General features: G+C 71.2%; 25 protein-coding genes. 11 read left to right on the forward strand and 14 right to left on the reverse strand.

The window, feature by feature from the left end; translation table 11 throughout:
• Positions 1–6: 6 nt before the first annotated feature.
• Genes ACPCJR_RS19550 through ACPCJR_RS19565 form a run of 4 tightly spaced genes read right to left on the reverse strand, consistent with a single transcriptional unit; the run spans position 7 to position 3,575 of the window.
• The gene (locus ACPCJR_RS19550; protein WP_391514149.1) at positions 7–966 is read right to left on the reverse strand and encodes a cation diffusion facilitator family transporter; all 960 of its coding nucleotides are present in this window, start codon (positions 964–966) and stop codon (positions 7–9) included.
• A 14-nt stretch (positions 967–980) separates the two neighbouring features.
• On the reverse strand, positions 981–1,595 hold the full coding sequence (locus tag ACPCJR_RS19555; RefSeq protein WP_391514147.1) for a Maf family nucleotide pyrophosphatase: 615 nt from the start codon (positions 1,593–1,595) through the stop codon (positions 981–983).
• 15 nt (positions 1,596–1,610) lie between these two features.
• Positions 1,611–2,735, reverse strand: coding sequence for a glycosyltransferase family 61 protein (locus ACPCJR_RS19560; protein WP_391514145.1), 1,125 nt, complete (start codon positions 2,733–2,735; stop codon positions 1,611–1,613).
• A 9-nt stretch (positions 2,736–2,744) separates the two neighbouring features.
• Positions 2,745–3,575 carry a pyruvate, water dikinase regulatory protein gene (locus ACPCJR_RS19565; protein ID WP_110350494.1) on the reverse strand — a complete coding sequence of 277 codons (831 nt, stop codon included), beginning with the start codon at positions 3,573–3,575 and terminating at the stop codon, positions 2,745–2,747.
• Between the two features lie 771 nt (positions 3,576–4,346).
• Between ACPCJR_RS19565 and hemE the strand changes: the two genes are divergently transcribed.
• The 3 genes from hemE (at position 4,347) to ACPCJR_RS19580 (ending at position 6,325) form a co-directional block, all read left to right on the forward strand.
• Positions 4,347–5,417, forward strand: a complete 1,071-nt coding sequence (hemE, locus tag ACPCJR_RS19570) for a uroporphyrinogen decarboxylase (RefSeq protein ID WP_391514143.1) — start codon at positions 4,347–4,349, stop codon at positions 5,415–5,417.
• Positions 5,418–5,457: 40 nt separating this feature from the next.
• Positions 5,458–5,898 carry a protoporphyrinogen oxidase HemJ gene (gene hemJ / locus ACPCJR_RS19575; RefSeq protein ID WP_391514141.1) on the forward strand — a complete coding sequence of 147 codons (441 nt, stop codon included), beginning with the start codon at positions 5,458–5,460 and terminating at the stop codon, positions 5,896–5,898.
• An 85-nt stretch (positions 5,899–5,983) separates the two neighbouring features.
• Positions 5,984–6,325, forward strand: a complete 342-nt coding sequence (locus tag ACPCJR_RS19580; protein WP_391514139.1) for a lysozyme inhibitor LprI family protein — start codon at positions 5,984–5,986, stop codon at positions 6,323–6,325.
• Positions 6,326–6,430: 105 nt separating this feature from the next.
• Here the strand turns inward: ACPCJR_RS19580 and hisG are convergent, their stop codons facing one another.
• From hisG to ACPCJR_RS19600, 4 genes are all read right to left on the reverse strand, one after another.
• Positions 6,431–7,408 (reverse strand): ATP phosphoribosyltransferase, encoded by a 978-nt coding sequence (gene hisG, locus ACPCJR_RS19585; RefSeq protein WP_391514137.1) that lies wholly within the window; start codon positions 7,406–7,408, stop codon positions 6,431–6,433.
• Positions 7,405–8,559 carry an ATP phosphoribosyltransferase regulatory subunit gene (locus ACPCJR_RS19590; RefSeq protein ID WP_391514135.1) on the reverse strand — a complete coding sequence of 385 codons (1,155 nt, stop codon included), beginning with the start codon at positions 8,557–8,559 and terminating at the stop codon, positions 7,405–7,407. The genes hisG and ACPCJR_RS19590 overlap by 4 nt, the downstream gene beginning before the upstream one ends.
• Before the next feature lie 236 nt (positions 8,560–8,795).
• Positions 8,796–9,683: a TIGR01459 family HAD-type hydrolase gene (locus ACPCJR_RS19595; RefSeq protein WP_391514133.1), complete on the reverse strand. Its 888-nt coding sequence runs from the start codon at positions 9,681–9,683 to the stop codon at positions 8,796–8,798.
• 149 nt (positions 9,684–9,832) lie between these two features.
• Positions 9,833–10,345 carry a TetR/AcrR family transcriptional regulator gene (locus ACPCJR_RS19600; RefSeq protein WP_391514352.1) on the reverse strand — a complete coding sequence of 171 codons (513 nt, stop codon included), beginning with the start codon at positions 10,343–10,345 and terminating at the stop codon, positions 9,833–9,835.
• A 268-nt stretch (positions 10,346–10,613) separates the two neighbouring features.
• Here ACPCJR_RS19600 and ACPCJR_RS19605 point away from each other — a divergent pair, with 268 nt between their 5' ends.
• The gene (locus ACPCJR_RS19605) at positions 10,614–14,030 is read left to right on the forward strand and encodes an acyl-[ACP]--phospholipid O-acyltransferase (RefSeq protein ID WP_391514131.1); all 3,417 of its coding nucleotides are present in this window, start codon (positions 10,614–10,616) and stop codon (positions 14,028–14,030) included.
• 209 nt (positions 14,031–14,239) lie between these two features.
• Positions 14,240–14,926 (forward strand): DsbA family protein, encoded by a 687-nt coding sequence (locus tag ACPCJR_RS19610; RefSeq protein ID WP_391514129.1) that lies wholly within the window; start codon positions 14,240–14,242, stop codon positions 14,924–14,926.
• A 4-nt stretch (positions 14,927–14,930) separates the two neighbouring features.
• On the opposite strand, the gene ACPCJR_RS19615 is transcribed toward ACPCJR_RS19610, so the two are convergent.
• Positions 14,931–15,950 (reverse strand): gamma carbonic anhydrase family protein, encoded by a 1,020-nt coding sequence (locus ACPCJR_RS19615; protein ID WP_391514350.1) that lies wholly within the window; start codon positions 15,948–15,950, stop codon positions 14,931–14,933.
• Positions 15,951–16,148: 198 nt separating this feature from the next.
• Between ACPCJR_RS19615 and ACPCJR_RS19620 the strand changes: the two genes are divergently transcribed.
• The 3 genes from ACPCJR_RS19620 (at position 16,149) to ACPCJR_RS19630 (ending at position 18,658) form a co-directional block, all read left to right on the forward strand.
• Positions 16,149–16,601, forward strand: a complete 453-nt coding sequence (locus tag ACPCJR_RS19620; protein ID WP_391514127.1) for a molybdenum cofactor biosynthesis protein MoaE — start codon at positions 16,149–16,151, stop codon at positions 16,599–16,601.
• A gap of 88 nt (positions 16,602–16,689) precedes the next feature.
• Complete coding sequence (locus ACPCJR_RS19625) at positions 16,690–17,868, forward strand: AI-2E family transporter (RefSeq protein ID WP_391514125.1); 1,179 nt, start codon at positions 16,690–16,692, stop codon at positions 17,866–17,868.
• Between the two features lie 163 nt (positions 17,869–18,031).
• Positions 18,032–18,658, forward strand: a complete 627-nt coding sequence (locus tag ACPCJR_RS19630; RefSeq protein ID WP_391514123.1) for a TetR/AcrR family transcriptional regulator — start codon at positions 18,032–18,034, stop codon at positions 18,656–18,658.
• 6 nt (positions 18,659–18,664) lie between these two features.
• Here ACPCJR_RS19630 and ACPCJR_RS19635 read toward each other — a convergent pair whose 3' ends face one another.
• Both ACPCJR_RS19635 and pyrF read right to left on the reverse strand, forming a co-directional pair.
• A complete protein-coding gene (locus ACPCJR_RS19635) occupies positions 18,665–19,009 on the reverse strand; it encodes a DUF1330 domain-containing protein (protein WP_391514121.1) in 345 nt (114 codons plus the stop codon).
• Between the two features lie 3 nt (positions 19,010–19,012).
• Positions 19,013–19,711, reverse strand: a complete 699-nt coding sequence (pyrF, locus tag ACPCJR_RS19640; protein ID WP_391514119.1) for an orotidine-5'-phosphate decarboxylase — start codon at positions 19,709–19,711, stop codon at positions 19,013–19,015.
• Positions 19,712–20,173: 462 nt separating this feature from the next.
• Here pyrF and ACPCJR_RS19645 point away from each other — a divergent pair, with 462 nt between their 5' ends.
• Positions 20,174–21,607, forward strand: coding sequence for an alginate export family protein (locus ACPCJR_RS19645; protein WP_391514348.1), 1,434 nt, complete (start codon positions 20,174–20,176; stop codon positions 21,605–21,607).
• Positions 21,608–21,638: 31 nt separating this feature from the next.
• Here the strand turns inward: ACPCJR_RS19645 and ACPCJR_RS19650 are convergent, their stop codons facing one another.
• The 3 genes from ACPCJR_RS19650 to ACPCJR_RS19660 are packed head-to-tail and all read right to left on the reverse strand — an operon-like array spanning position 21,639 to position 23,249.
• Positions 21,639–22,277 carry a uracil-DNA glycosylase family protein gene (locus ACPCJR_RS19650; protein WP_391514118.1) on the reverse strand — a complete coding sequence of 213 codons (639 nt, stop codon included), beginning with the start codon at positions 22,275–22,277 and terminating at the stop codon, positions 21,639–21,641.
• Between the two features lie 40 nt (positions 22,278–22,317).
• Positions 22,318–23,088 carry a LysR family transcriptional regulator gene (locus ACPCJR_RS19655; protein ID WP_391527226.1) on the reverse strand — a complete coding sequence of 257 codons (771 nt, stop codon included), beginning with the start codon at positions 23,086–23,088 and terminating at the stop codon, positions 22,318–22,320.
• Complete coding sequence (locus ACPCJR_RS19660; RefSeq protein ID WP_391514114.1) at positions 23,055–23,249, reverse strand: helix-turn-helix domain-containing protein; 195 nt, start codon at positions 23,247–23,249, stop codon at positions 23,055–23,057. The genes ACPCJR_RS19655 and ACPCJR_RS19660 overlap by 34 nt, the downstream gene beginning before the upstream one ends.
• Positions 23,250–23,331: 82 nt before the next feature.
• Between ACPCJR_RS19660 and ACPCJR_RS19665 the strand changes: the two genes are divergently transcribed.
• Together ACPCJR_RS19665 and zwf are read left to right on the forward strand one after the other, a co-directional pair.
• Positions 23,332–23,979 carry an SDR family NAD(P)-dependent oxidoreductase gene (locus ACPCJR_RS19665; RefSeq protein WP_391514112.1) on the forward strand — a complete coding sequence of 216 codons (648 nt, stop codon included), beginning with the start codon at positions 23,332–23,334 and terminating at the stop codon, positions 23,977–23,979.
• Positions 23,980–24,128: 149 nt separating this feature from the next.
• Positions 24,129–25,604, forward strand: coding sequence for a glucose-6-phosphate dehydrogenase (gene zwf / locus ACPCJR_RS19670; protein ID WP_391514111.1), 1,476 nt, complete (start codon positions 24,129–24,131; stop codon positions 25,602–25,604).
• Positions 25,605–25,671: the final 67 nt, after the last annotated feature.

The raw sequence follows: 25,671 nt of genomic DNA on the forward strand, positions 1-25,671 counted from the left end.
AGAACGTCACGCCTCGCAGCCTGCGGGGAGCGTGCAGGCGGTCTGGCCCTCGATCTCGACCTGGAGGGTGGCGTGGGCGATGCCGAAGCGCGCCCGCAGCTCCTCGGCCGTCTGCTTGAGGAAGTCCCGGCCCGGGTTCTCCCGCGCCAGGACGAGATGGGCGGTGAGCGCGACCTCGGTGGTGCTCATCGACCAGATGTGCAGGTCGTGCAGCCCGCGCACCCCGGGACGCGCGGCGAGGCAGGCGCGCACCGCCTCTGGGTCGATGCCGGGGGGCACGGCGGCGAGCGACATCGCCACGCTGTCGCGCAGGAGGCCCCAGGTCGCGACGATGATGAGCGCGGCGATGGCCAGACTCACCAGCGGGTCGAGCCAGTCGAACCCGGTGGCGAGGATGACGAGGCCCGCCAGCACCACGCCGGCCGAGACCGCGGCATCGGCCACCATGTGCAGGTAGGCCCCGCGGATGTTGATGTCGCCCTTCGAGCCCGAGGCGAACAGCCAGGCTGTGAAGCCGTTGATGAGGATGCCGATGCCGGCCACCACCATCACGGTCGTGCCGGCGACCGGCGCCGGTTCGAGGAAGCGCTGCACCGCCTCGACGATGATGCCGCCGGTGGCGACGAGCAGCACCACGGCGTTGAACAGGGCGGCCAGGATCGAGGAGCCGCGCAGGCCGTAGGTGAAGCGCGCCGAGGGCGCCCGCTTCACCAGCACCGAGGCGATCCAGGCGGCGATGAGCCCCAGCACGTCGGAGAGGTTGTGGCCGGCATCGGCCACCAGGGCCATGGAGTTGGCGAGCCAGCCGTAGAGCGCCTCGACGCCGACGAAGCCGAGATTCAGCGCGATGCCGACGGCGAAGGCGGTCCCGAAATCCTTCGGGGCGTGGACATGCCCGTGGCCGTGGGAATGCCCGTGCCCGGCATGATCGTGATGATGCGCGTGCTCGTCCCCGTGATCCTGCATCGGTCCTCGCGGTCTCAGAACGCCAGCAGGCCCATGCCCCGCAGCCGGGCCAGCAGCGGCGTGAGCGGCAGGCCGAGAATCGTCGAATGGTCGCCCTCGATCCGCTCGAACAGGTGGATGCCGAGCCCTTCGAGCTGATAGGCGCCCACCGAAGCCGTCACCGCGGCGCCCGCGAGCCGCAGATAGGCGTCGATCGCCTCCGCCGCGAGGGGCCGCATGGTCAGAAGCGCGGTCTCGACGAAGGCTTCCGACTCGCCCTCGCGCAGGATCGCGACCGCCGCATGCAGCGCGTGGGCCCGACCCTGGAGCCGGGTGAGATGAGCGTGCGCGGCCTCGCCGTCGGCGGGCTTGTGGAAGACGCGGCCCTCACATTCGAGCACTTGGTCGGCGCCGATCACGACGCGGCCGGGATGGCGCGCGGCCACCTCCTCCGCCTTGGCGCGGGCGAGACGCAGGGCCAAAGCCGCGGGAGCGAGCCCCCCGCTCTCGGCCTCGAGGGCGCGCTCGTCGATCCGCGCGGGCGCCGTCTCCACCGGCAGACCGGCGCTCGCCAGGAGGTCGCGCCGGGTGGCGCTCGCCGAGGCGAGGAGCAGTGGGGCGGGCGCGAGCCAGAGGGCGGAAGCGGTCACGGGAAAAGCGTTTCCTCAGCGCAGGCCGCGCCAGTCGAGCCAGTCGAACAGGAAGTCGATATCCCGGGCTGCCACGGAGAAGAACCCCTCCGGGGTGCGGTCCGAGCCGATCACGTAGCCGCCGGTATGGCCGAGCGCGTGGTCGAGGCAGCTCTGCAGGAAGCCGAGTTCGAGCCCGTTGTCGCGCAGGGACACCACGTTCGTGCCCGCGGGCGCGAAGAGCGAGCCGTGCAGCCCCGAACCGTATTCCCCGAGGATCGTGCCGGCCGAGCGGAACAGGGCGATCTGCTCGGGGACGCTCAGCCGCTCGGGCCGGACGCGCTCGAAGCCGCGGGCCACCGCCCCCTCCTCGAACGCCGCCCGCTCGGCGAGGGTGCGGCGGTTCCGGGTGTCGGCATTGTCCGAGCGGGAGATCAGGATTTTTCGCGTGCCGCGCGGCTCGCTCCGGCGGCCGAGGCGCCAGCGGGGCCGGGGTAGCGCGCGCTCCAGCAGAAAGCGGCGGGCCGCGCGCATCAGCGGCGAGGGGCGGCTGACGAAGCGCAGGGCCGTCGGCACGAGCAGCCGGCGGCAGACGACGCAATCCCGGGTCCGGTCGTAGACGACGAGGCGATCCTCGCCGATGCCGAGGAGACCGAGCCAGACCCGCGCGAAATCCGGCGTGTCGGCGGGCAGGAGGTAGCGCAGGCGGGTGATGTCGTGCCCGGCCCGATCGAGCAGGAAGAGTTTTGGCAGGAAATCGACCAGCCAGTGGCCGTACATCTGGTGGCCCATGCCGGTCAGCAGCACCACCGGCTCCTCGACCGCGACCCGACGCAGGCCCGGAAGCCGCGCGGCGATGGCGCGGAAATGCCCCTCGAAATTGACGGGGAAGACGTTGAGCTGGGCTCCGTACTGGAACACGCCGTCGAGGAGGAGGACGCCCTCCTCCGTCACCTCCGCGTCGGGCAGCTCGTAGAGGCTCGTCCCGAGCACGATGGTCTGCTCGTGGTACGAGCGCAGCAATTCCGGCGTGACCTGCCCGATCAGGAGGTCGAGCGGCGGCATCCAGTCCCGGTAGGAGAGGCTGAGATCGGTGCAGCGCCCGCGCCCGGCCTGGACCGTCTCGCGCAGATCGGCCGTGGCGCAGGCGTCCTCCGTCACGCGTCGGCCTCAGGTCGCGATGAATTTCAGGCGATGCTCGCGGTAGAGATCGAGGATGGCGGCGGCCGTCTCCTCGATCGAGCGGCGGGTCACGTCGATGGTCGGCCAGCGGTACTTGGCGCAGAGCCGGCGCGAGGCGGCGACCTCGTCGGCCACGGATTCCCGATCGACGTAGGACGAGTTGTCGTCGGCCTTGAGGCTGAGCAGGCGGTTCTGGCGGATCTGCACGATGCGCTCGGGGCTCGCGATCAGCCCGACGATCAGAACCTTCCTCGCCCGGTCGAAGCTCGGCGGCAGCGGCATCGACGGCACCAGCGGCAGGTTGGCGGTCTTGAGGCCGCGATTGGCCAGATAGATCGAGGTCGGCGTCTTCGAGGTGCGGCTGACGCCCACCAGCACCACGTCGGCCTCGTCGAGGTCGTCGGGCAGCGCGCCGTCGTCGTGGGCGAGCGTGAAGTTCATCGCGTCGATGCGCTTGAAGTACTCGGCGTTGAGCATGTGCTGGGCGCCGGGCCGCTCGGTCGAGGTGGCGCCGAGATAGGAGCGCAGCAGCGCGTGGACCGGCTGGAGCACGTTGAGCGTCGGCGAGCCGGTCTCGCGGCAGGCCTCCTCCAGGCGCTCGATCAGCTCGTGGCCGACCAGCGTGTAGAGCACGAGTCCCGGCGCCGCCTTGATCTCCGAGATCACCCGCTCGAGCTGCGCGCCCGAGCGCACCAGCGGGTAGACGTGCTCGATGGCCGAGATGCCCTCGTACTGCACCGCCGCCGCGCGCCCGACATTGATCAGGGTCTCGCCGGTGGAATCCGAGACGAGATGGAGATGGAAGTAGCTGCGGCTCATCGTCGGCCCGTCTCTGCCGTGACGCATCGGTCCTCGGGGCAGCGGGACCGCCCCACCGCGATGCTTAGAGCATGTTTTTGCGCGAAGGCGATGCCGAAATGCCGGCTGCCGCGGGGCTGGTGGCGAGGACAGGGAACCCGCGAGGCCGTTTCGAACGCCGTCGCGGAGCCTGGATCGCTTCGCTGACGCGCGCGATGACGGGGAGGAAGGCCCACACCGTCATCGCGAGGCGGAGCCGAAGCGATCCAGCACGCGGCCTCGGACGAGAAAGCCGTCCTCGGCGCGAGCGGCATTCAAGCGAAATTTCAATGACTTGCTTCGTGCGGCGGGCCGCTTCGTCGACGCCTTGTCCCCAATCCGCGCCCGAGGAGTCGACAAGTGGGGAAAAATCGGGCCGATCGGTGCGCGGCGGCGGGTTGCCCCGAAAACCGTCGACTCCGCCCTCAACATGCCGACCGTGGGCACACGGCGGAGTCGCCGGATTGGGAGAATCCGGGACCGCAGGGGTCGTCAGGGCACACGGGCCCACGCAAGCCGCTGGTGAGCTTGGCCTATCGTGGAGATTAGATCCAATCCGTTAAGAGGCGATTAACGCCGCGGCTGTGGGGAGGGCCTGTGGACGCGCTTGCGGCATCACGATCCAACGTCCAGAAGAAAAAACAGAGATTCTAGAATCTCTCTTTCTTTGAGTAGGGCCGGGTTGGGGATGGCGCGGTCGCGACCTCGCCGGCCTCCCCCGAACGGCAATCAGGCAGGATGCGGGCTTCAGGCATGGCGGAGGCAAGGACGGCGGACAGGCCGGTGCTGCGGGTGCTGTCGGGCGAGGCGATCTCCCCGCCCCCGGCCTGGATGATGCGCCAAGCCGGCCGCTACCTGCCGGAATACCGGGCGACCCGGGCGGAAGCCGGCTCCTTCCTCGACCTCTGCTACAATCCGGCCTTCGCCACCGAGGTGACGCTCCAGCCGATCCGCCGCTTCGGCTTCGAGGCCTCGATCCTGTTCTCCGACATCCTCGTGGTGCCCCACGCGCTCGGCCAGGACGTGCGCTTCGTCGAGGGCGAGGGCCCGCGCCTCGACGCGCTCGAAGGACGCGCCCAGTTCGACCGCCTGCGCGAGGCCGGCGACCCCGCGATCTTCTCGCACCTCGCACCGGTTTTCGAGGCGGTGGAGCGCATCCGGGGGGCCCTGCCGCACGAGACCACGCTGCTCGGCTTCTGCGGGGCGCCCTGGACCGTGGCGAGCTACATGATCGGCGGGCGCGGCACGGTGGATCTCGCCCCGGCCCGGGCGCTGGCCGCTGCCGACCCGGCGCTGCTCGACGCGCTGCTCGACCGGCTCGTCACGGTGCAGACCGAATATCTCGTGCGCCAGCTCCGCGCCGGCGCCGACGCGGTGCAGATCTTCGAGTCCCATGCCGGGGTGCTGCCGGACTCCCCCGACGGCGACGCGCTGAAGCGCTTCTCGCTCGGGCCCATCGCCCGGATGGTGGCGGGCATCCGGGCCGAGCTGCCGGAGGCCAAGATCATCGTCTTCGCCAAGGGCTCCGGGCTGGAGGGCCACGCCCGGGTCGTGCCCGAGACCGGCGCGAGCGCGGTCGGCGTCGATTGGGGGGTCGATCTCGCGGCCCTGCGAGCCCATGTGCCGGCGACGACGGTCACCCAGGGCAACCTCCACCCCGAGACGCTGATCGAGGGCGGGCGGGCCCTGGACGCGGCCGTGGATGGCATCCTGACGGCGACCGAGGGGCTGCCGCACATCTTCAATCTCGGCCACGGCATCACCCCGCAGACGCCGATCGCCCATGTCGAGCGGATGCTGGCCCGGCTCCGGGCCGGCCGCTGAACCGTCTTCCCGCGTTGCGTTTCGAGGAGTCCGTCCGCCGGTGCTCGACAGCTTGTACCCCTGGATCAAGGCGTTCCACGTCATCGCGGTGATCGCCTGGATGGCGGCGATGCTCTACCTGCCGCGCCTGTTCGTCTATCACGCGGCCCTGCCGGCGGGCTCGCGGGTGCAGTCCGAGACCTTCAAGGTCATGGAGCGGCGCCTGCTCAAGGCGATCATGACGCCGGCCATGATCGTCACCTGGATCCTCGGGCTCTGGCTCGCGTGGCAGAGCGGCTACTACGCCTCGCCCTGGCTCCAGGCGAAGTTCGCCCTGGTCCTGGCGATGAGCGGCGTGCACGGCTTCCTCGCCCGCGCGGTCAAGGACTTCGCCGCCGACCGCAACACGCGGAGCCAGCGCTTCTACCGGGTGATCAACGAGGTGCCGACGCTGCTGATGATCGGCATCGTCATCCTGGCGATCGTGAAGCCCTGGGGCTGATTCTTTTCGCCACCGGGGCACCGCCGGGCCAGGCCGCGTGTTGGATGGGCAAAGCGTGGCCGTTCGCCGCGATGGAGCCTGTCCGATGCGTGTCCCGTTCCTCGCCCTCGCCCTGAGCCTCGCCGCGGCCTCTCCCGCAGCCGCCGCGAGCTTCGCCTGCGCCAAAGCCGAGACGCCGGACGAGAAGACCGTCTGCGACACCCGCGCCCTCAACGACCTCGATGTCGAGATGGGGGTGCGCTTCGAGATCCTCAAAGACCTGCTGCCGATGGGCAACCGCACCAAGATGCAGGAGGATCAGGAGGCCTGGCTCAAGGACCGCCGCGCCTGCGGCGCCGAGGTCGCCTGCCTCACCGCGGCCTACGAGGGCCGGCTCAAGGTGCTGCGGGGCGTCCTGTCGGAATTCGCCAAGCAGGGCGGGCAGTAGCGTCCCCGTCATCGCGCGGCGGAGCCGAAGCGATCCAGGGCGCCGTGCGATCCGGAGCGGTCGCGCGGCTGGATCGCTTCGCCGGACGGCTCGCGATGACGCCGGCTACAACCGCGCCAGCAGCCGCTCCGCCAGCGGGTTCTCTGCCGCGAAGGCGTAGTCGATCCGGCGCACGCTGACCGCCCGCGCCCCGGCCCGCACCAGGGCGTCGGAGAGGTCGAACACCGCGTCCACGGGGCAGCGCATCACGATCTCGCCGTCGGCGCCGCGCGGGGCGCCGTAGGGCAATTCCGCCTCGTGCAGGCCGGCGAGGGTGGCCAGATCGATGGCGCCGGATTCGGGCAGCGCCGCGCGCACCTCGCGGCTGGTGCGGGCCCGCTCCTCCGCGGCGATCCGGCCGAGCACCGTGCGCAGGGCCGAACGCGCCGTCTCGCCCCACTGCGCTTTGAGCGAGGCGACGAGGTTGGCCTCCGAGCGCAGCATCACCCCGTCGTCCAGCACCTTCAGCGCGTTGGCCGCCAGCGTCGTGCCGGTGGTGGTGATGTCGACGATGATCTCCGCCGAGCCCGCCGCGGGCGCGCCCTCTGTGGCACCCAGGCTCTCGACGATGCGGTAGTCGGCGATGCCGGCCTCCGCGAAGAAGCGGCGGGTCAGGTTCACGTACTTGGTGGCGATGCGTAAGCGACGGCCCTGGCGCAGGCGCATCTCGCTGGCCACCTCGTCGAGGTCGCTCATGGCGCGCACGTCGATCCAGGCCTGGGGCACGGCGACCACCACGCTGGCATGGCCGAAGCCCAGCGGCGTCAGCAGTTCGACGCTGCCGGCCGGATCGGGCAGCATCTCGCGGATCAGATCCTCGCCGGTCACGCCGAGATGGGCCGCGCCGCTCGCGAGCTGTCCGGCGATCTCGGAGGCCGAGAGGTAGCGCACCTCGACGCCGGGCAGGCCGGCGAGCGTGCCGCGGTATTCCCGCGCGCCCGCCTTCTGCACCAGCTTGAGCCCCGCCCGGGAGAAGAAGGCGCTGGCATTCTCCTGAAGCCGGCCCTTCGAGGGGACGGCCAGAACCAGGGGCAGATCGCTCACGCCACACCTCCTTGCGCGCTGCCTTCCGCGCAGCGCGACAGCCAGAACGCGCAGCCCACCGCCGGCAGCGGTACCGGGCTGCCGAGCTGTTGCAGCAGGCCGTCGTAGCGCCCGCCGCCGACGAGGGTCGGGCCCCCCTGCGGGCCGGTCACCTCGAAGATGAAGCCGGTGTAGTAGTCGAGGTTGCGCGCGAAGCCCCCGCTGAAGCCGAAGCGCTCGATCGGCAGTCCCCGCGCGGCCATGAAGCCGGTGCGCTCCTCGAACAGGGCCAGCGCCGCCTTCAGGCCGGGATGGTCGAGCCCCGCCTCGTCGGCGAGCGCCCGCACCGCGGCCGCCGCCGCGTCGGGATCGCCGGAGATGGCGCAGTAGCGCTCGATCAGCGCGCGGTTGCCGGGGTTGAGGCCGGCGCCCCCTTGCGCCTGCGCCGCGGCCTTGGCGAGGAAGCGCTCGGCGATGGCGCCCGCGCTGCGCCCGCCCACCTGCGAGATGCCGGCGATGGAGAGCACGTCCTCCACGAAGGCCCGCACCGCGCCGGCATCCTGGCCCTGGATCGCGGCGAGCAGGCCGGCATGCGGCTCCTCGATCTGCGCGCCGTTGGCGACCTCGGTGAGCGGGCGCCCGGCGGCGATGGCCCGCAGGGTCCGGCGCTTGGCGACCGGCGGCACGGCGAGCGCGTCGAGGAAGGCGTGGGTCAGGCCCATGTCGCCGAGCCGCACCGCGACGTCGGAGCGCCCGAGCAGGTCGAGCCCCTCGAAGGCGAGCCCGAGCACCTCCGCGTCGGCAGCCGGGATGTCGGTGCGCCCGATCGATTCGATGCCGCCCTGCACGAACTCGTCGGGCTCGCCCGCCACCAGGCGGAAGACGGGACCGAGATAGCTGTAATCGGCGCTCTCGCCGGGCCGCGTGGCCTGATGCAGGCGGCAGACGGGAATGGTGAATTCCGGCCGCAGGCACAGCTCAGCCCCGGCCGCGTCCTGCGTCACGAAGATGCGCCGCCGGATGTCCTCGCCCGAGAGTTCGAGGAAGGGTTCGACGGGCTGCAGAACGGGGGGCGCCGCCGGCACGTAGCCGCAGGCGGAAAAATGCGCCGACAGCCGCACATGGCGCAAAGCTTCCGCCCCGCTCGGGCCGCCTGCCTCCGGTCTCGTCATGGGTTTCGGATCCCGCTTGAATCCGGCCCCCATAGCAATCGCATCCCCGGTTGGCGACCGTTCAGAGGAATTTCCGAGCGGATCGAACTGCGTAAGACCCTCGGCATGGCCGCGGCCCGGCGCATGCGCCGCGCGCCACCCCTCCGAAGGCGCTCGGGATCGACCGCCGCCCGATCATTGCCACCCCATCGGATGTCGCCTTGCAACGATGGGCGGCCCGCCGGACGGTTTCGGCGCTACCAGACCAGCCGCTCGATCACCGCGTCGGGCCGGACCGGCTGGCGGCTGAGCCAGTCGGCGATGTCGCCGAGGCTGTGGTGCTCGGCCGTGACGCCCAGTTCCTCCGCGTGGATGCCGCGGGCCACGAGGATCGAGGGGATGCCGTAGGCGGAGGCCCCCGCGATGTCGGTGCGGATCGCGTCGCCCACCGCCACCGTGCGGCGCACCTCCGGCGCGGGCAGACCATCGAGTTCGCCCGCCATGGCGAGCGCCGTCTCGTAGACCGGCCGGTAGGGCTTGCCCGCGTAGACGACCGATCCGCCGATGGCCGCGTAGGCCTGGGCGATCAGGCCGGCACAGGGAATCAGCTTCTTGTCGCGCTCGACCACGAGGTCGGGATTGGCGCAGATCATCGGCACGTCGCGGGCGCGGAAATCGGCCAGCGCCGCGCGGTAATCCTCGGCCGTCTCGGTGTCGTCGTCGAACAGGCCGGTGCAGACGATGCGCTGGGCTTGCGTCCCCGGCACTAGGGTGAGGTCCAGGCCGTCGAAGACCGGCGCGTCGCGCTCCGGGCCGAGGTGATAGATCCGCTCACCCGGATGCTCGGCGATCAGGCGCCGGGTCAGGTCGCCGGAGGTGAGGATCGCGTCGTAGGCCTCCCGCGGCACCCCGTAGCCGTCGAGGATCTTCTGCACCCCCTGCCAGGGCCGGGGCGCGTTCGAGACCAGGATCACCCGGCGCGGCCGGGGACCGGGAAGTCCGCGGAAGCGGATCAGTGCCTCGCCGGCCGCCGCGTGGCCGCGCGTCCCGTCATGCAGCACGCCCCAGACGTCGCACAGGATCAGGTCGTAGCGCTCGGCGACGTCCGCGAAGTGGCGCAAAGTCGGGACGGGGGGATGGGTCATCGAAGGGTCCGGTCGGCGGTGAGGGTTGCGGGCTCTATAGCGGGCTTTGCGCGCTCCTGAAGGTCGGCACGCGCATGCCGTGCCCTCGTCCCTCTCCCGCCCGCACCGCGAGCACCCTCCCCCGCAGAGGGAGGGTTCGTGACAAGGGATCACCCCAGGAACCGTCCCACCAGCAGCCGCGCGAGATCCTGTGGCGGGTCGGGGGTGAGGACGCCGAGCTTGCGCGAGGTCGAGAGCGAGGCGAGCCCGTGCAGGGCGGCCCAAAGGGCGGCGACCGCCCGGCGGCGCTCGTCGGCTTGCGCGATCAGAGGCGCCAGCACGGTGTCCACGAGGCCGACCGGCTGCGCCAGCGCCGCCGCGTACCACTCGGGAAACGGCTGGTCCGGGGCGGCGACATGCTCGAACAGCAGGCTCCAGACCCGCGGGTCGGCGGCCACGAAGCCGAGATAGGCATCCGCCAGCGCCAGCGCGTTGTCCCGCGGCATCCGGTCGGGCGCGATCGCCCCGCTCAGGGTGCCGTGCAGCCGGGCCAGCGTGCGGGCGTTGACCCGCAGCACCACCTGATCGAGGTCGCCGACCGCGTTGTAGATCGAGTTCGGCGCGTAGCCGATCGCGGCCGCGAGCCGGCGCATGCCGAGCGCGCGAAAACCCTCGTTGCGCACGAGGCTCTCCGCCGCCGCGGCGACGAGGGCGATGAAGCCCTCCCGATCGTGCTCGCCCCGTGGGCCGCTGCCGCGCGCCTTCCTCGTCAAACCTGTCGATTCCCTTGGTGAGCGTGCGTCGTCGCACGCCCTGCCGCGATAGATTGCACGTCGTGCAAAATCAAGCTTGCGGACGCTGCGCCCCAGGATAATTTGAACAATGTGCAAAGCCCTGATTTGACGCCTCGCCGATGGGCAGGCAGTCATGGCTCAGCCGGGAGAGACCACGATGTTCCGCACACTGATGACGACGCGACGCTTCGCGCCGCTGTTCTGGTGCCAGTTTTTCTCCGCCTTCAACGACAACTTCCTCAAGAACGCGCTCGCCCTGCTGATCCTGTTCCAGGTGAGCGCGCGGGGGGAGAGTTCGGGCGGGGTGCTCGTGACGCTGGCGAGCGCCGTCTTCATCGGCCCGTTCTTCATCCTGTCGGGGCTCGGCGGGCAATTGGCCGACCGCTACGACAAGGCGGTGCTGGCCAAGCGGCTCAAGTTCGTCGAGATCTTCGCCGCCCTGCTCTCGGTCCTGGGCTTCTGGCTGCACTCGGTGCCGCTGCTCTTCGCCTCGCTCGGCCTGTTCGGGATCATCGCGGCCCTGTTCGGACCGATCAAGTACGGCATCCTGCCCGACCACCTGAAGCGCGAGGAGCTGACCGCCGGCAACGCGCTGGTCGAGGCCGCGACCTTCCTGGCGATCCTGCTCGGCACCATCACCGCCGGACTCGCCATGGCGATGGGCGGCCACGCGCTGGGCTTGGGCGCCGGCCTGATGGGCATGGCGGTCCTGTGCTGGCTCTCCGCCCGGATGATCCCGGCCACCGGCGAGGGCGCGCCCGATCTGCATGTCGACCGCAACGTCGCCCGCTCCACCGTCGAGCTGCTGCGCGACCTCTGGTCCGACACGCGGCTGTGGCGCGGCTCGGTGATCGTGAGCTGGTTCTGGCTCGTGGGCGTCGTGATCCTCTCGCTGCTGCCCGTGCTGGTGCGCCAGACCCTCAACGGCACCGAGATCGTCGCCACCACCCTGCTCGCGATCTTCTCCGTCGGCATCGCGGTGGGCTCGGGGCTGGCCTCCTGGCTCGCCAGCGGGCGCATCGTGCTCCTGCCCACCCCCGTCGGCGCGGTGCTGATGGGCCTGTTCGGCCTCGATCTCGCCTGGACCGTCTCGCACCTGCCCCCGCCCGCGGGCGAGCCGGTCGGCGCCTGGGACTTCATCACGAGCGGCCACGGCCTGCGCATCGCCGCCGACTTCTTCGGGCTCGCCGTCGCGGGCGGTCTCTACGTGGTACCCTCCTTCGCCGCGGTACAGGCCTGGACCGAGAAGGCCAAGCGCGCCCGGGTCATCGGCGCGGTCAACGTGCTCACCGCCGCCTTCATGGTCGGCGGGACGCTCGCGCTCGCCGTGCTGCAGGGGCTCGGCCTCTCCATGGCCCAGCTTCTGGCGCTCGTGGCGGTGCTCAACCTCGTCGTCGGCGCGGTGATCCTCGTCACCCTGCCGACCAACCCCCTGCGCGACGCCCTCTCGATCCTGTTCCGCGCCTTCTACCGCCTGGAGGTGAAGGGCCTGGAGAACGTGGAGAAGGCGGGACCCAACGCGATCATCGCCCTCAACCACGTCTCCTTCCTCGACGCGCCGCTCGCCCTCTCGCTCCTCGAGTGCGAGCCCGTCTTCGCCATCGACCACGGCATCGCACAGCGCTGGTGGGTGAAGCCGTTCCTGCGGGTCACCAAGGCGATGCCGCTCGATCCGACCCGGCCGCTGGCCACCCGCACGCTGATCAACGCGGTCAAGAGCGGCGAGACGCTGATCATCTTCCCCGAGGGCCGGCTGACCGTCACGGGCAGCCTGATGAAGGTCTATGACGGGGCCGGGCTGATCGCCGACAAGTCCGGCGCCATGGTCGTGCCGGTGAAGATCGACGGGCCGGAGCGCACGATCTTCTCGCGCCTGAAGCGCGATCAGGTGCGTCGCGCCTGGTGGCCGAAGGTGACCGTGACGATCCTGCCCCCGGTGCGGCTCCACGTCGATCCCGAGCTGAAGGGCAAGCATCGCCGCCGCGCCGCGGGCGCGGCCCTCTACGACATCATGTCGGACCTCGTCTTCGAGACCGCCGACATCGAGCGCGGCGTCTTCTCCGCGCTGGTCGAGGCGGGCGAGCGCCACGGCTGGCGGCGCACGGCGCTCGAAGACCCGGTGACGGGCACGATGAGCTATGCGCGACTGGTGATGGGTGCCAACATCCTCGGCCGCAAGCTTCAGGCGCTGCTGCCCGACCCGAAGAAACCCGTCGGGCTGATGCTGCCCAACGCCAACGGCGCGGCGGTGACCTTCTTCGCGCTCGCCAGCGCCGGCCGGGTGCCGGCGATGATCAACTTCTCCGCCGGCCCCGCCGCGGTGCTCTCGGCCTGCAAGGCGGCGCAGGTCGACACGATCCTGACCTCCCGCGCCTTCATCGAGAAGGGGCGGCTCGGCGCCCTCATCGAGGGCATCGAGACGACGGTGCGCCTGATCTACCTGGAGGACGTGCGCGCGGGCGTGACCACGGGCGACAAGATCCGCGGAGCCTTGAGCCCCCGCCGCCCGCTCGTGGCCCGCTCCGGCGGGGACCCGGCCGCGATCCTGTTCACCTCGGGGAGTGAGGGCACGCCCAAGGGCGTGGTGATCGCCAACCGGGCGATGCTCGCCAACACCGCGCAGGTCGCCGCGCGCATCGATTTCGGGCCGCGGGACAAGGTGTTCAACGTCCTGCCCGTCTTCCACGCCTTCGGGCTGACGGCGGGGCTCGTGCTGCCGCTGGTCTCGGGCGTGCCGGTCTACCTCTATCCGTCGCCGCTGCACTACCGGATCGTGCCCGAACTCATCTACGGCTCGAACGCCACGGTCCTGTTCGGCACCGACACCTTCCTCACCGGCTACGCGAAGATGGCCCATTCCTACGACCTGCGCTCCCTGCGCTACGTCGTGGCCGGCGCCGAGGCCGTGAAGCAGACGACGCGCAAGACCTGGGCGGAGAAGTTCGGCCTGCGCATCCTCGAAGGCTACGGCGTCACCGAGTGCGGGCCGGTGCTCGCGCTCAACACCCCGATGTTCAACCGCTTCGGCACGGTCGGCCGGCTTTTGCCGGGCATCGAGTCGCGGCTCGAGACCGTGCCCGGCATCGAGGAGGGCGGACGCCTCATGGTCCGCGGCCCCAACATCATGCTGGGCTACCTGCGCGCCGAGAAGCCCGGCGTGCTGGAGGCGCCGGTGGACGGCTGGCACGACACCGGCGACATCGTCGCCATCGACGCGGACGGCTTCGTGACGATCAAGGGCCGGGCCAAGCGCTTCGCCAAGATCGCGGGCGAGATGGTGTCGCTGGCCAGCGTCGAGGCGCTCGCGGGCCAGCTCTGGCCCGACGTTCCGAGCGCGGTGGCGGCCGTGCCCGACGCCCGCAAGGGCGAGCGCCTGATCCTGTTCACCGAAGCCAAGGGCGCGACGCGGGCCGCCTACCAGACCTTCGCCAAGGACCGGGGTGCGGCCGACGTCGCCCTGCCGGCCGAGGTGGTGGTGCTGGAGCATCTGCCGATGCTCGGCACCGGCAAGGTCGATCAGGTGAGCGTGACGAAGCTCGCGCGCGAGCGGGCCGCGACCGCGGAAGCCGCGTGAGGGTTTCGACCCTCTCCCGTCACGGCGAGCCGAAGGCGGACCCGTCCGGGCAAAGCGCGAGGCGATCGGATGACTTCGCCTCGCAGGCCATAACGGGACATGTGGCACTCCCGGACCGACGGCGCTTAAGCCGAATTTCAACCATGCTCGGTCGATATGGCGCGAAGCGCGCGACCCCCTCAGGTCGCGCCCTGACAGGGGATCCGCCCATGAGCCTCGACCGCCGCCGCTTCCTCGCCTCCTCGCTCGGCCTCGCGATCGCCGGTCCCGCCGCCGCGCAGAGCTACGGCCAGACCTTCAAGGTCGAGAACGACGAGGGCCGGCCGGTCGCCAACATGCGGCTGCCGGGCGAGATCACCGGTCAGATCCAGGAATTGCGCGGCGTCACCTATGTCGGTCCCCGCGAGGCCGAGGTGACCCTCTACGAGTTCTTCGACTACAACTGCCCCTGGTGCCGCAGGGCCGCCGCCGACGTGACCGCGCTCGCCGCCAGCGATCCGGCCCTGCGGATCGGCCTCGTGCACAACCCGATCCTCTCGCCGATGTCGGCCCAGGCCGCCAAGGTGTCGCTCGCGGTGCAGCGCAAGCTCGGCTCGGCCGCGGCCTTCGCCTTCTACGGACAGTTGCTGGCCACCAAGGGCCAGATCGACGGGATCAAGGCATTGGAGATCGGCGCGAAGACCGGCGTGAAGCGGGCCGAACTCGAGGAAATCGCCGACAGCGAGGAGGTGCGCGAGGCGATGCGCGCCCACATGAACGTCGCGGCCAATCTCGGGCTGTCCGCGACGCCGTCCTACGTGCTCGGCAACACCGGCGTGCTCGGCCATCCGGGGGTGAAGTCGCTGGCCCGGATGATCGCGGCGATGCGGCGCTGCGATCAGATCGCCTGCGGGTAGAAGGTCACCCTTCCTGCGCCTGCAACACCCGGTACTCGCGCCCGAGCCGGCAATAGCCCTCGACGATATGCGCCATCAATGCGCGCTTCTTCGGGTCGAGCGTGCCCAGGATGCGCGCGGGCCGGCCGCCCCAGAGATGGCCGCCCTCCAGCAACTGGCCCGGATCGGTGGTCGAGCCGCCGGCCAGCATCACGTCGTCGGCCACCACCGTGCCCGGCGCCAGCACCGAGCCGATGCCGATCAGGGAGCGGGCGCCGATCCGGCAATCGGCCATGCGCACGTTGTGACCGATCGTGGTGTCGCGCCCGATCACCACGCCCTCGCCGCGGGCCCGGATCACGGTGTTGTCCTGGATGTTGGTGTCGGCCCCGACCACGATGGGGCCGACCTCCGCCGCCAGCTCGCAGGAGAACAGCACCGTGGCGCCGGCACCGAGCGCGATGCGCCCGGAGAGCCGGGCCGTGCGGGCGACGAACACGCCCTCCTCCGTCTCCCGCGGCTCGGCCTCGGGCGGGCTCGCGCCCTCGCCCGCCGCCTCGCGCAGGCGCTCGGCCCGCTCGGCGAGTTCCTCCGGCGTGATCGGGCGCAGGCGCTTGGCCGGGTTGCCGCCGTAGGCGTAGCCGCTCTCGAGGGTGGAGCGGGGGAAGATCGTGGCACCCGCCTCGATCAGCACGGTGTCGCCCACGGTCGCGCCGTCGAGGATGATCGCGTCGTCCTCGATCACCACGTCCGAGCCCACGGTGCAGGCATGCACCACCGCGTTGCGGCCCACCGTGACGCGGTCGCCGATCCGCGTCGGCAGCGATTCTGTGGCGATGTGGACGGTGGAGCGCGACCCGAGCCAGAAGCGCTCGCCCGCGCTCACCGGCTGCCCGTCGCTGCGGATCACGCTGTCGTCGCCGAGCCAGGCCTGGGCGCCCAGCGTCGCCGTGCCGATCACGGTGCTGGCGCGCCCGCACCAGACGGGACGGCTCGCGAAGACGGGCAGCACGCCCTCGTAGGGGAGGATCAGATCGGGCGTCACGTCGCGGCTCACTCTGGAATCGGGCGCCGGTGGCGCGGTCTTGTCCTTGAGCCATATAGGCGCACGGGCAGATGGAGTAACGGGGCTTGTGGCGCAACGGGGCTTGGCCGAAACCCGCGCGACGATGGTGGCGCGAAGGGCGCAAGGCTCTCGCCCGAGAGGCAAGGGTCTCCCCCCGCGAGGTCTGAAGGGACGGTCATGACGGTCAGTATCCAGTCCGAGCCCTTCGACACCGCCGCGGAGATCGCTCGGATCGAGGCCGAGCTTGCCGGCCGTGCCGGGGCGGTCGTGACCTTCTCCGGCTTGTGCCGGGACGAGGCGGGCCGCCTCGCCGCGCTCGAACTGGAGCATTATCCCGGCATGGCCGAGGCCGAGATCGGCCGGGTCGTGGAGGAGGCCCGTGCCCGCTGGCCGGTCCAGGCCCTGCGCGTGATCCACCGGCACGGGCTGGTGCGGCCGGGCGAGGGCATCGTGCTCGTCGTCACCGCCTCGCCCCACCGCAAGGCCGCCTTCGCCGCGGCCGACTTCCTGATGGACTACCTCAAGACCCGGGCGCCCTTCTGGAAGCGCGAGCACCTCGCCGACGGCAGCGTCGGCGGCTGGGTGGAGGCGACCCAGGCCGATGCCGAGGCCGCCGGGGCCTGGGCCTGACGACGTGAACCCCTCCACGGCCCGCGACTCGGGCCACCGACCGGGCCATGATTTCGAGTCCGCCCGGACAGCGCGAACGGATCCCTTCATGACGGCATCGCCCTCCCTCCCGGCCGGGACGCGCAGCCTCGCGGCCGCGGGCATCGCGGTCGTGGCCTTCGCGGCCGGGCTCTGGCTCGCCTGGACGGCGGCGGCCACGCTCCTCCTGATCTTCTCCGGCGTGCTGTTCGCCGTCTTCCTCGACGGGGTGACCCGGGGCCTCGGCCACGTGCTGCCGATCGCGCGGGGCTTTCGCCTCGCCCTGGCCTGCCTCGTTCTGGCCGGGCTCGCGCTCGGACTGACCGCCTTCGGGGGCGCCACCGTGGCGAGCCAAGCCCGCGACCTCGGCACCACCGTGCGCCAGCAATCGGAGACGGTGCGCAACTGGCTCAAGGAGCGCGGCATCGAGATCGACCTGTCCCAGGCCGCCCCGGCCGGCGATGCGGGTCAGGGCGGGGGCACCGAGGCCCAGGGCGGCCAAAGCGGCAAGGACGGCAAGAGCGACGCGGGGAAGGGCCAGAAGGAGGGCGGCCTTGCCGGCCTCGCCTCGGGCGCCCTGAAGAGCCCCGGCTCGCTCCTGTCGGATGCCGGCAGCGTGCTCGGGCCGGCGGCGAGCGTGGTGTTCGCCCTCTTCAACGCCCTCGGCAACGTCCTCGTCATCATCTTCCTCGGCGTCGCCATCGCCGCGAGCCCCGGCAGCTACCGCGACGGCGCCCTGCGGCTCGTGCCCCGGCGCCATCGCGAGACCGGCGCGCGCGTCCTCGATGGGGCGGGCGAGACCCTGCGGCACTGGCTGTTCGGCCAGCTTCTGACCATGGCGGCGATCTTCCTCTTGACCTGGGCGGGCCTCTCCTTCCTCGGCATCGGCGGCGCGCTGATCCTCGGGCTCCAGGCGGGGCTGCTCGCCTTCGTGCCGACCATCGGGCCGCTGATCGCGGGCGTGGTGATCGTGCTGAGCAGCCTCGCCTCGGGCCTGCACGGCCTGCTCGGAGCGCTCGGCGTCTACCTCGCGGTGCAGGCGGCGGAGAGCTACGGGCTCACGCCCTTCATCCAGCGCCGCGCCCTCGACCTGCCGGCGGCGACGATCTTCGCCGGCCAGCTCCTGCTCGGCGTGCTGTTCGGCCTGTGGGGCGTGGCGCTGGCCCTGCCGCTCGTGGCCGTGATCAAGGTGCTTCTGGAAGAGCTCTATATCGAGGACGAGCCCGGGGAGGATGCGGGGGCGGCGTGAGGCCGGAGCGCCGGTTTTCCCGCTTCCCCGCAGGGTTTGGCCGGGTTCTGCCCTTCGGCGTGCCTGCGGTGGAACGGCCCGGCCCTCTCCCGGTTTGAGCACGACACGCACGGCATCGAACGCTTTTGACGGGGCCGGAGCCGAAATCTAGGTATTGTCGACGATGCCCGCCGCCACGGCCCACCTTCCTCCCCCCTCCGACGAGATCGCGCCGACGACCCGCGACCGGATCGTCGAGACGGCGGCGCGCTTCTTCCAGGAGATCGGCTACCAGAAGACCACGGTGGCCGACATCGCCCGCACCCTCAAGATGAGCCCGGCCAACGTCTATCGCTTCTTCGAGTCGAAGAAGGCGATCAACGAGGCGGTGGTGGAGCGCTTGACCGGCGAGATCGAGGCGATGATCGCGGCCATCGCCGACACGCCGAAACTCGACGCCCCCGAGCGGCTGACCCGCATCGTCACGGCCCTGCACGAGGATTGCCGCCGCCGCTTCGAGGCGCATCCGCGCGTCCACGAGATGGTCGAGGCGGCGATGAGCGAGAGCTGGGCGGTCTGCCAGGCGCATGTCGACCGCATTGGCGCCGTGTTCGCACGCGTCGTGGCCGATGGCGTGCGCGAGGGCGCCTTCGCCGTCGCCGACCCGCAGAGCGCGGCGGCCTGCCTCCAGGCCGGGATCACCCGCTACTGCCATCCCATGCTGGTGGGCCGGCAGCCCGACACGATCGAGCCGCCGCTGCCGGTGATGATCGCCTTTCTGCTCTCCGCCCTGCGCTCGGGAGGGTGCTGAGGCGCCCTATTCCGACGCCGCGCCTGGCGTCGGCGCCGGCTCGGAGACGATGGGCTGCGGGCCGTCGTAGCCTTCGATCACCAGGATGTCGGCCTCGGCACCGCCCTTCTGCAGAGCGCGGGCGGATTGGTAGAGGTCGGAGTTCCAGCAGGCGAGCGCGTCGTCGTAGCTCGGGAACTCGACGATCACGTTGCGCGCCCGCGCCTGCCCCGCCACCGCCTCGAAGGCGCCGCCGCGCACGAGGAAGCGTCCGCCGAAACGAGCGAAGGCGGCGCCGTTGGCCGCCGCGTAGGCCTTGTAGGCCTCCGCGTCGCTCACATCGACCCGCACGATCCAGTAGCCCTTGGCCATGACTTAAGCGTCCTCCATCTCGGCAACGATTCTCTGTGCGACCGCGCGGGGGTCGTCGGCGCCGGTGATCGGGCGCCCGACCACGACATGGTCGATGCCCGCCGCCCGCGCCTGCCCCGGGGTCATCACCCGCTTCTGGTCGCCGGCCGCCGCGCCCGCGGGGCGGATGCCGGGCGTCACGATCAGCCCCGACGGACCGATCCGCTCGCGCACCGCCCCCGCCTCGGCCGCCGCGCAGACGATCCCGTCGATGCCGATCTGCGCGGCCTGTTCCGCGCGGCGCGCGACGAGCTCGGCCACCGACAGGGCGTAGCCGGCCTCGGCCGCGTCCGCGTCGTCGTAGGAGGTCAGCACGGTGACCGCGAGGATCTTCAGGCTCGGCCCCCGCCCGCGAACCGCCGCCCGCATGGTCTGCGGATAGGCATGCACCGTCAGGAAGGTCGCCCCCAGCGCGGAGGCCGAGCGCACGCCCTCCTCGACGGTGTTGCCGATGTCGTGGAGCTTGAGGTCGAGAAAGGTCTTCTTGCCCTGGCTCACGAGACGCGCGGCGAAGTCGAGCCCGCCCGCATAGGCCAGCCGGTAGCCGATCTTGTAGAAGGTCGCCGCGTCGCCGAGGCGCGCGACGAGCCGCTCCGCCGCCGCCACGTCGGGCAGGTCGAGGGCGACGATCAGGCGGTCGCGGGGGTCGGCACTCTCCGGCATCGGGCTCTCGTTCGCGGGCAGGTGCGGGCAGCGATCCTCCCGCGGGCGCCGCCTGTCAACGCCGGACCGCGCTCGGGACGACGCGCGTCCGAGGCGGGCCGACGCGTCGGGGCGACCGTCGCGCGATGCTTCCATGGTCAAATCCCACGGATGTTGCGGATTAAAGATCTTTCTCTCCCGTACCCCGGCGATGAGAGATTGCTCCCGCCCATGCCGCTTTTCCGCGCGAAGGATTGCTCCCGGCCATCGGAAAATTGGCATACTTTTCTGTTTGATTGCCAAGCTCTTACGAACATAATCCGGAACAATTCGACGTAAATTCAGTGTCGAGAGGTTCTTGTGTCCAGTGCGTTCGAGACTAATCTCAGGCGAGCTTGCAGATCCGATGTCTTGGCAAGACGTGGGCGCTTGGCAAGATGTGGGCGCTTGGTCCGTCCGGGGCGCCTGTCGCCCTCCCGGCCCGTGAGGCGGCGGGCAGGTCTCGCTTCCTACCTCGCGCTTGCTCTTGCCGCCTTCGTTCCGGCGGCGGCCTCCGCCCAGGTCGCGCCGGGCCAAGCGCTGCAGCAGAAGCCGGCCCTCGCTCTCTACGAGGCGCTGGGCAAACCGGAGAACTGGAAGATCCACGGCAGCTTCCGGCCGCGGGCCGAGGGGCTCGGCGGGCAGTTCCGCCCCGCCCCCGCGCCGGGGACGAACGAACTGTTCTCGATGCAGACCACGCTGTTTGCCGAGTACGACACCGGCCCGGTGCGGTTCGGCGGCGAGATCTTCGACAGCCGGGCCTATTTCCAGCGCCGGAACTCGAACTCCATCGCCACCACCGAGGTGAACGCGTTCGAACTCGGTCAAGCCTATCTCGGCTTCGACATGGCGGATGTCGCGGGCAGCGGGACCGTCAGCACGCTCACCGCCGGGCGCTTCACCCAGAACGTCGGCTCGCGCCGCCTGATCGCCCGCAACCAGTTCCGCAACACCATCAACGCCTTCACCGGCATCGCCTACGATTGGGAGAATGCGGGCAAGGACCGGCTGCGCCTGTTCTACACCCTGCCGCATTACCGCCTGCCCGACGACCGCGCCGGCATTCTGAGCAACAGCGTCGCCTGGGATCACGAGGGCTTCGACACCCAGTTCTTCGGCGGCATCTTCACCAAGGCCGGCGTGCTCGGCGGCATCCTGGAGGCCTACGGCTACGGCCTGCTCGAACGCGATTCCGGCTCGCAGCTCGAAGGCATCCGGACCCGGAACCGGCGCCTGTTCACCCCGGGCTTCCGCCTCTACCGCGTGCCCCGGCCGGGGCAGTTCGATCACGAACTCGAAGTCGTCGGCCAAGTCGGCGTCGCGCGCAACACCGCCGCCGTCACCGACGTGACCGACCTGCCCGTGACTGCCTACTTCGTGCACGCGGAGGCCGGCTACACCTTCGAGGCGGCGTGGACGCCCCGGATCTCGCTCCACTACGACCATGCCAGCGGCGACAGCGCCAACCCGAACAGCTACACGCGCTTCGACACGCTCTACGGCGCGCGGCGCTTCGATTACGGCCCGACGAGCCTCTACGGCGCCGTGCAGCGGGCGAACCTGATCTCGCCGGGCATCCGCTTCGAGGTCGCGCCGGACCCCGAATGGGACGCGTTCATCGATTATCGCAGCCTCTGGCTCGAGAACCCGAGCGACAGCTTCGCCGCGACCGGCGTGCGCGACCGGACCGGCCGCGCCGGCACCTTCGCGGGCCACCAGATCGAGGGACGGGTGCGCACTTGGCTCGTGCCGCGCTCGGTCCTGCTCGACGGCGGCGTCGCCTACCTCTTCAAGGGGGATGTCCTGCGCAACGCGCCGAATGCGCCGGACAGCGGCGACACGATCTACGGCTACCTGACGACGACGTTCTTCTTCTGATCGTGGTTCCGATTCTGGGCGGCCCGGCGCCTCACCGGGCGCCCGCCGCCATCGCCGCCGCGACCTCGGCCCGCAGCACCGGCAGAAGCTCCGCCTCGAACCACGGATTCGTCCTGAGCCAGCCGTTGTTGCGCCAGGACGGGTGCGGCAGGGGCAGCACCCGGGGCCGGACCGACGCCGCGAGGATCGCGCGCCAGCCCGCGACCGTCCCGGTCAGTCCGCCCGGCCGGGGACCGAGATGCCAGGCTTGCGCGTACTGGCCGATCACCAGGATCAGGTCGAGGCGCGGCAGCCCGGCCAGCAGGTCGGCCCGCCAGGCCGGCGCGCATTCCCGGCGCGGGGGCCGGTCGCCGCCCTTGGCGTCGAGACCGGGAAAGCAGGCGCCCATCGGCAGGATGGCGACCCGCGATGCGTCGTAGAAATCCGCCTCCGTCAGCCCGAGCCATGCCCGCAGGCGCCGGCCGGACGGATCGCTGAAAGGCACGCCGCTCTGATGCGCCCGGTTGCCCGGCGCTTGGCTCGCGATCAGCAGGCGCGCGCTGGCGCTGCCCTGGACCACCGGGCGCGGCTCGTGCGGCAGGGGCGCGCCGTGGAGCGGCGCGTCGCGGCAGATCCGGCAGGCGCGCAGGCGGGCGGCGGTGGTTTCGAAGGCTTCGGAGACGGCGGGCATCGCTCCGAAGATGGAATCGATCCGCCCCTCCCGCGATGCGTCATCGCGCCCAGCCCGCGCGGATGCCGTGGGAGACGGCGTCCACGAACAGGCGCGTCTTGGCCGGCACGAGGCGGCCCGGCGGCAGGACCGCGTAGACGCCGCCGCTCTCGCGACCGCCCCAGCCCGGCAGCACCTCGACCAGACGCCCCTCGCGCAGGGCCGGCCCCGCGAGCCAGTCGGCGGTGAAGGTGATCCCGGCCCCCGCGACCGCCGCCGCGAGCGGCACCTCCGAGTGGTCGGCGACCAGGGCGCAGGTCGGGCGCAGGGTGCGGCGCTCCCCCTCCCGCGTCAGCGGCCAGTCGGGCCACGCGGCGTAGCCGGAGAAGCCGAGGCAGGCGTGACCCGCGAGGTCGTCGGGCGTCTCCGGCGTGCCGTGGGCCGCGAGATAGGCGGGTGCGGCCACGAGCAGATTGCGGTAGCCGGCGATGCGGCGGGTGACGAGCGAGCTGTCCCGCGGGGCCCCGGCCGCGACGCGGATCGCCACGTCGAAGCCCTCCGCCACGACGTCGATGAAACGGTCGCTGAGCCGGAGGTCGAGGCGGATCTGCGGATGCTGCGCCAGGAAGGCGGGCAGGAGCGGCGCGATCCAGAGCCGCCCGAAGGTGACGGGCAGCGAGACCCGCACGATCCCGCGGGGTGCGGCCGCGAAGTCGCTCGCTTCACGGTTCGCGTTCGCGAGTTCGTCGAGCAGCGCCTGCACCCGCCGGCAATAGAGCGCGCCCGCCTCGGTCAACGTCACCCGCCGCGTCGTGCGCGACAGCAGCCGCACGCCAAGGCGCCGCTCCAGCCGCTCACCCGGCGCGAGAGAACGGAGGCGTCGCGCCCGAGCGCCCGCGCGGCGGCCGCGAAACTGCCGCTCTCCGCCACCGTCACGAAGGCCGAGAGCGCCTCCAGGCCGCCGGCTTCCGAGAATTCCTGCAGATCCTGCACGAGTCAAATGCCGCTTGGCCGGATTCATCGCGATCGATGCACGGCTTAACTCGGGCTCATCGCAACGTCGAGGAGACACATCGTGAAGACCTTTCTCAGCATCGGCGCCGGCCCCGGCATGGGTCTGGCGACCGCCGAGCGCTTCGCCCGCGAGGGCTTCCGCATCGTCCTGAGCGCCCGGAACGCCGGCAAGACGGATGCGCTGGCCGACGAATTGCGGGCCAAGGGCCACACAGTCGAGACCCGCACCGTCGATGCGGGCGATCCCGGCAGCGTCGCCGCCCTGGTCGCCGAGGTCGAGGGCGCCTTCGGTCTCGACGTGCTGCACTACAACGCCGCCGCCATGCGGCAGGCGCGTCTCGCCGACCAGCCGCGCGACACGTTCAACGGCGATCTCACGGTCAATGTCGGCGGCGCGCTCGCGGCAGCGCAGGCGGCCGTCCCGGGAATGACCGGGCGCGGCGGCACGATCCTCCTCACCGGAGGCGGCTTCGCGCTGCAGCCCCATCCGGATTACCTGTCGCTCAGCATCGGCAAGGCCGGCATCCGCGCGCTGGCGCAAGGATTGTTCGACAGCCTGAAGGAACGGAACATCCACGTCGCCACCGTGACCGTCGCGGGCTTCGTCTCGCCCGGCTCAAAGGATGCCGAGGCCGTGGCCGAGCGCTTCTGGCAGCTGCACGACGAGCCGCGGGAGACCTGGAGCCTGGAGACGGTCTACACGCCCTGACGCCAAGCCCCGGGCGCCGGAGGGTGCCGCGACGCGGCTCTCCGGCGCTTTGCACCCGCCACGGGATCGCTCGCCCCAAGCTTGGCACGTGTCGCGCGGGCCCTACCTCACCGTCCGCGTGCATTCGGCGCGCCCAGGGGAGGCCCCGCTTGGCAGGCACGCGCTCGGCACGATTGGCGGCGGAGGTCGGCCCGAAGACGCCCCAGGTCGTGGTTCTGGTCGGGGCCACCGGCGACCTCGCGCAACGCAAGCTGCTGCCCGGCCTGTTCCATCTCTCCAAGGCCGGCTTCATCCCGGATCTCAGGATCGTCGGCGTGTCGCTGGACGATATCGGCGTCGAGGCGTTCCGCACCCTCGCCCGCAAGGCCATCGACCAGTTCTTCACCCGTCAGGCCGACGAGGCGGAATGGACGGCTTTCGCGGAACGGCTCGATTACGTGCCGCTCGCGGCCGGTGCGCCCGCGCTCGCCGCGGCGGTGGCCCGCGCCGAGGAGGCTCTCGGCCAGGAGAGCCGCTGCCTGCACTATCTCAGCGTGCCGCCGGCCGCCGCCCTCACCGTGGTGCGCCTGCTCGCCGAGGCGGGGCTGGCGGCGGGCTCGCGCATCGTCATGGAGAAGCCGTTCGGCACGGATCTCGAGAGCGCCGTCTCGCTCAACGCCCGCCTGCACGAGGTCTTCTCCGAGGATCAGATCTTCCGCATCGACCACTTCCTCGGCAAGGAGCCGGCCCAGAACATCCTGGCCTTCCGCTTCGCCAACGGCCTGTTCGAGCCGATCTGGAACCGCACCTTCATCGACCACGTGCAGATCGACGTGCCCGAGACGCTGGGCCTGGGCACCCGCGCCGCCTTCTACGAGGCGACCGGCGCCTTCCGGGACATGGTGGTGACCCACCTGTTCCAGATCCTCGGCTTCATGGCGATGGAGCCGCCGACCGCGTTGGAGCCGGGGCCGATCTCGGAAGAGAAGAACAAGGTTTTTCGCTCGATGCTCCCGCTCGACCCGCGCGAGGTCGTGCGCGGGCAATATGCCGGCTACCGCGCCGAGCCCGGCGTCGATCCGCAATCGGACACCGAGACCTTCATCGCCCTCAAGTGCCGCATCGACAACTGGCGCTGGGCCGGGGTGCCGTTCTTCCTGCGCACGGGCAAGCGGCTGGCGGAGGGGCAGCGCATCATCTCGATCGCCTTCCGCGAGCCGCCCAAAAGCATGTTCCCGTTCAATTCGGGCGTCGGGGCGCAGGGGCCCGACCATCTCACCTTCGACCTCGCCGACGCCTCGAAGATGTCGCTCTCCTTCTACGGCAAGCGGCCCGGGCCGGGCATGCGGCTCGACAAGCTCTCGCTCCAGTTCAACATGAAGGACACCGGCCTGATGGGCGAGGTGCTGGAGGCCTACGAGCGGCTGATCCTCGACGCCATGCGCGGCGACCACACGCTCTTCACCACGGCCGAGGGCATCGAGCGCCTGTGGGAGGTCTCGACGCCGCTCCTGGAGGCGCCGCCGCCGGTGCGCCTCTACGCGCCGGGCTCCTGGGGGCCGAAATCGATCCACCAGCTCGTCGCGCCCCAAGCCTGGCGCCTGCCCTTCGAGCGCGAGTGGCGCAACACCGAGGAACAGGACTGATTCGGCCCATGGGCGGACCGGCGAGCGTGACGGAATCATTCCGACGCAACCCTCCACTCGGCCCCCG

Source organism: Methylobacterium sp. NPDC097929 (genome assembly GCF_049543375.1).
GTDB lineage: Bacteria > Pseudomonadota > Alphaproteobacteria > Rhizobiales > Beijerinckiaceae > Methylobacterium.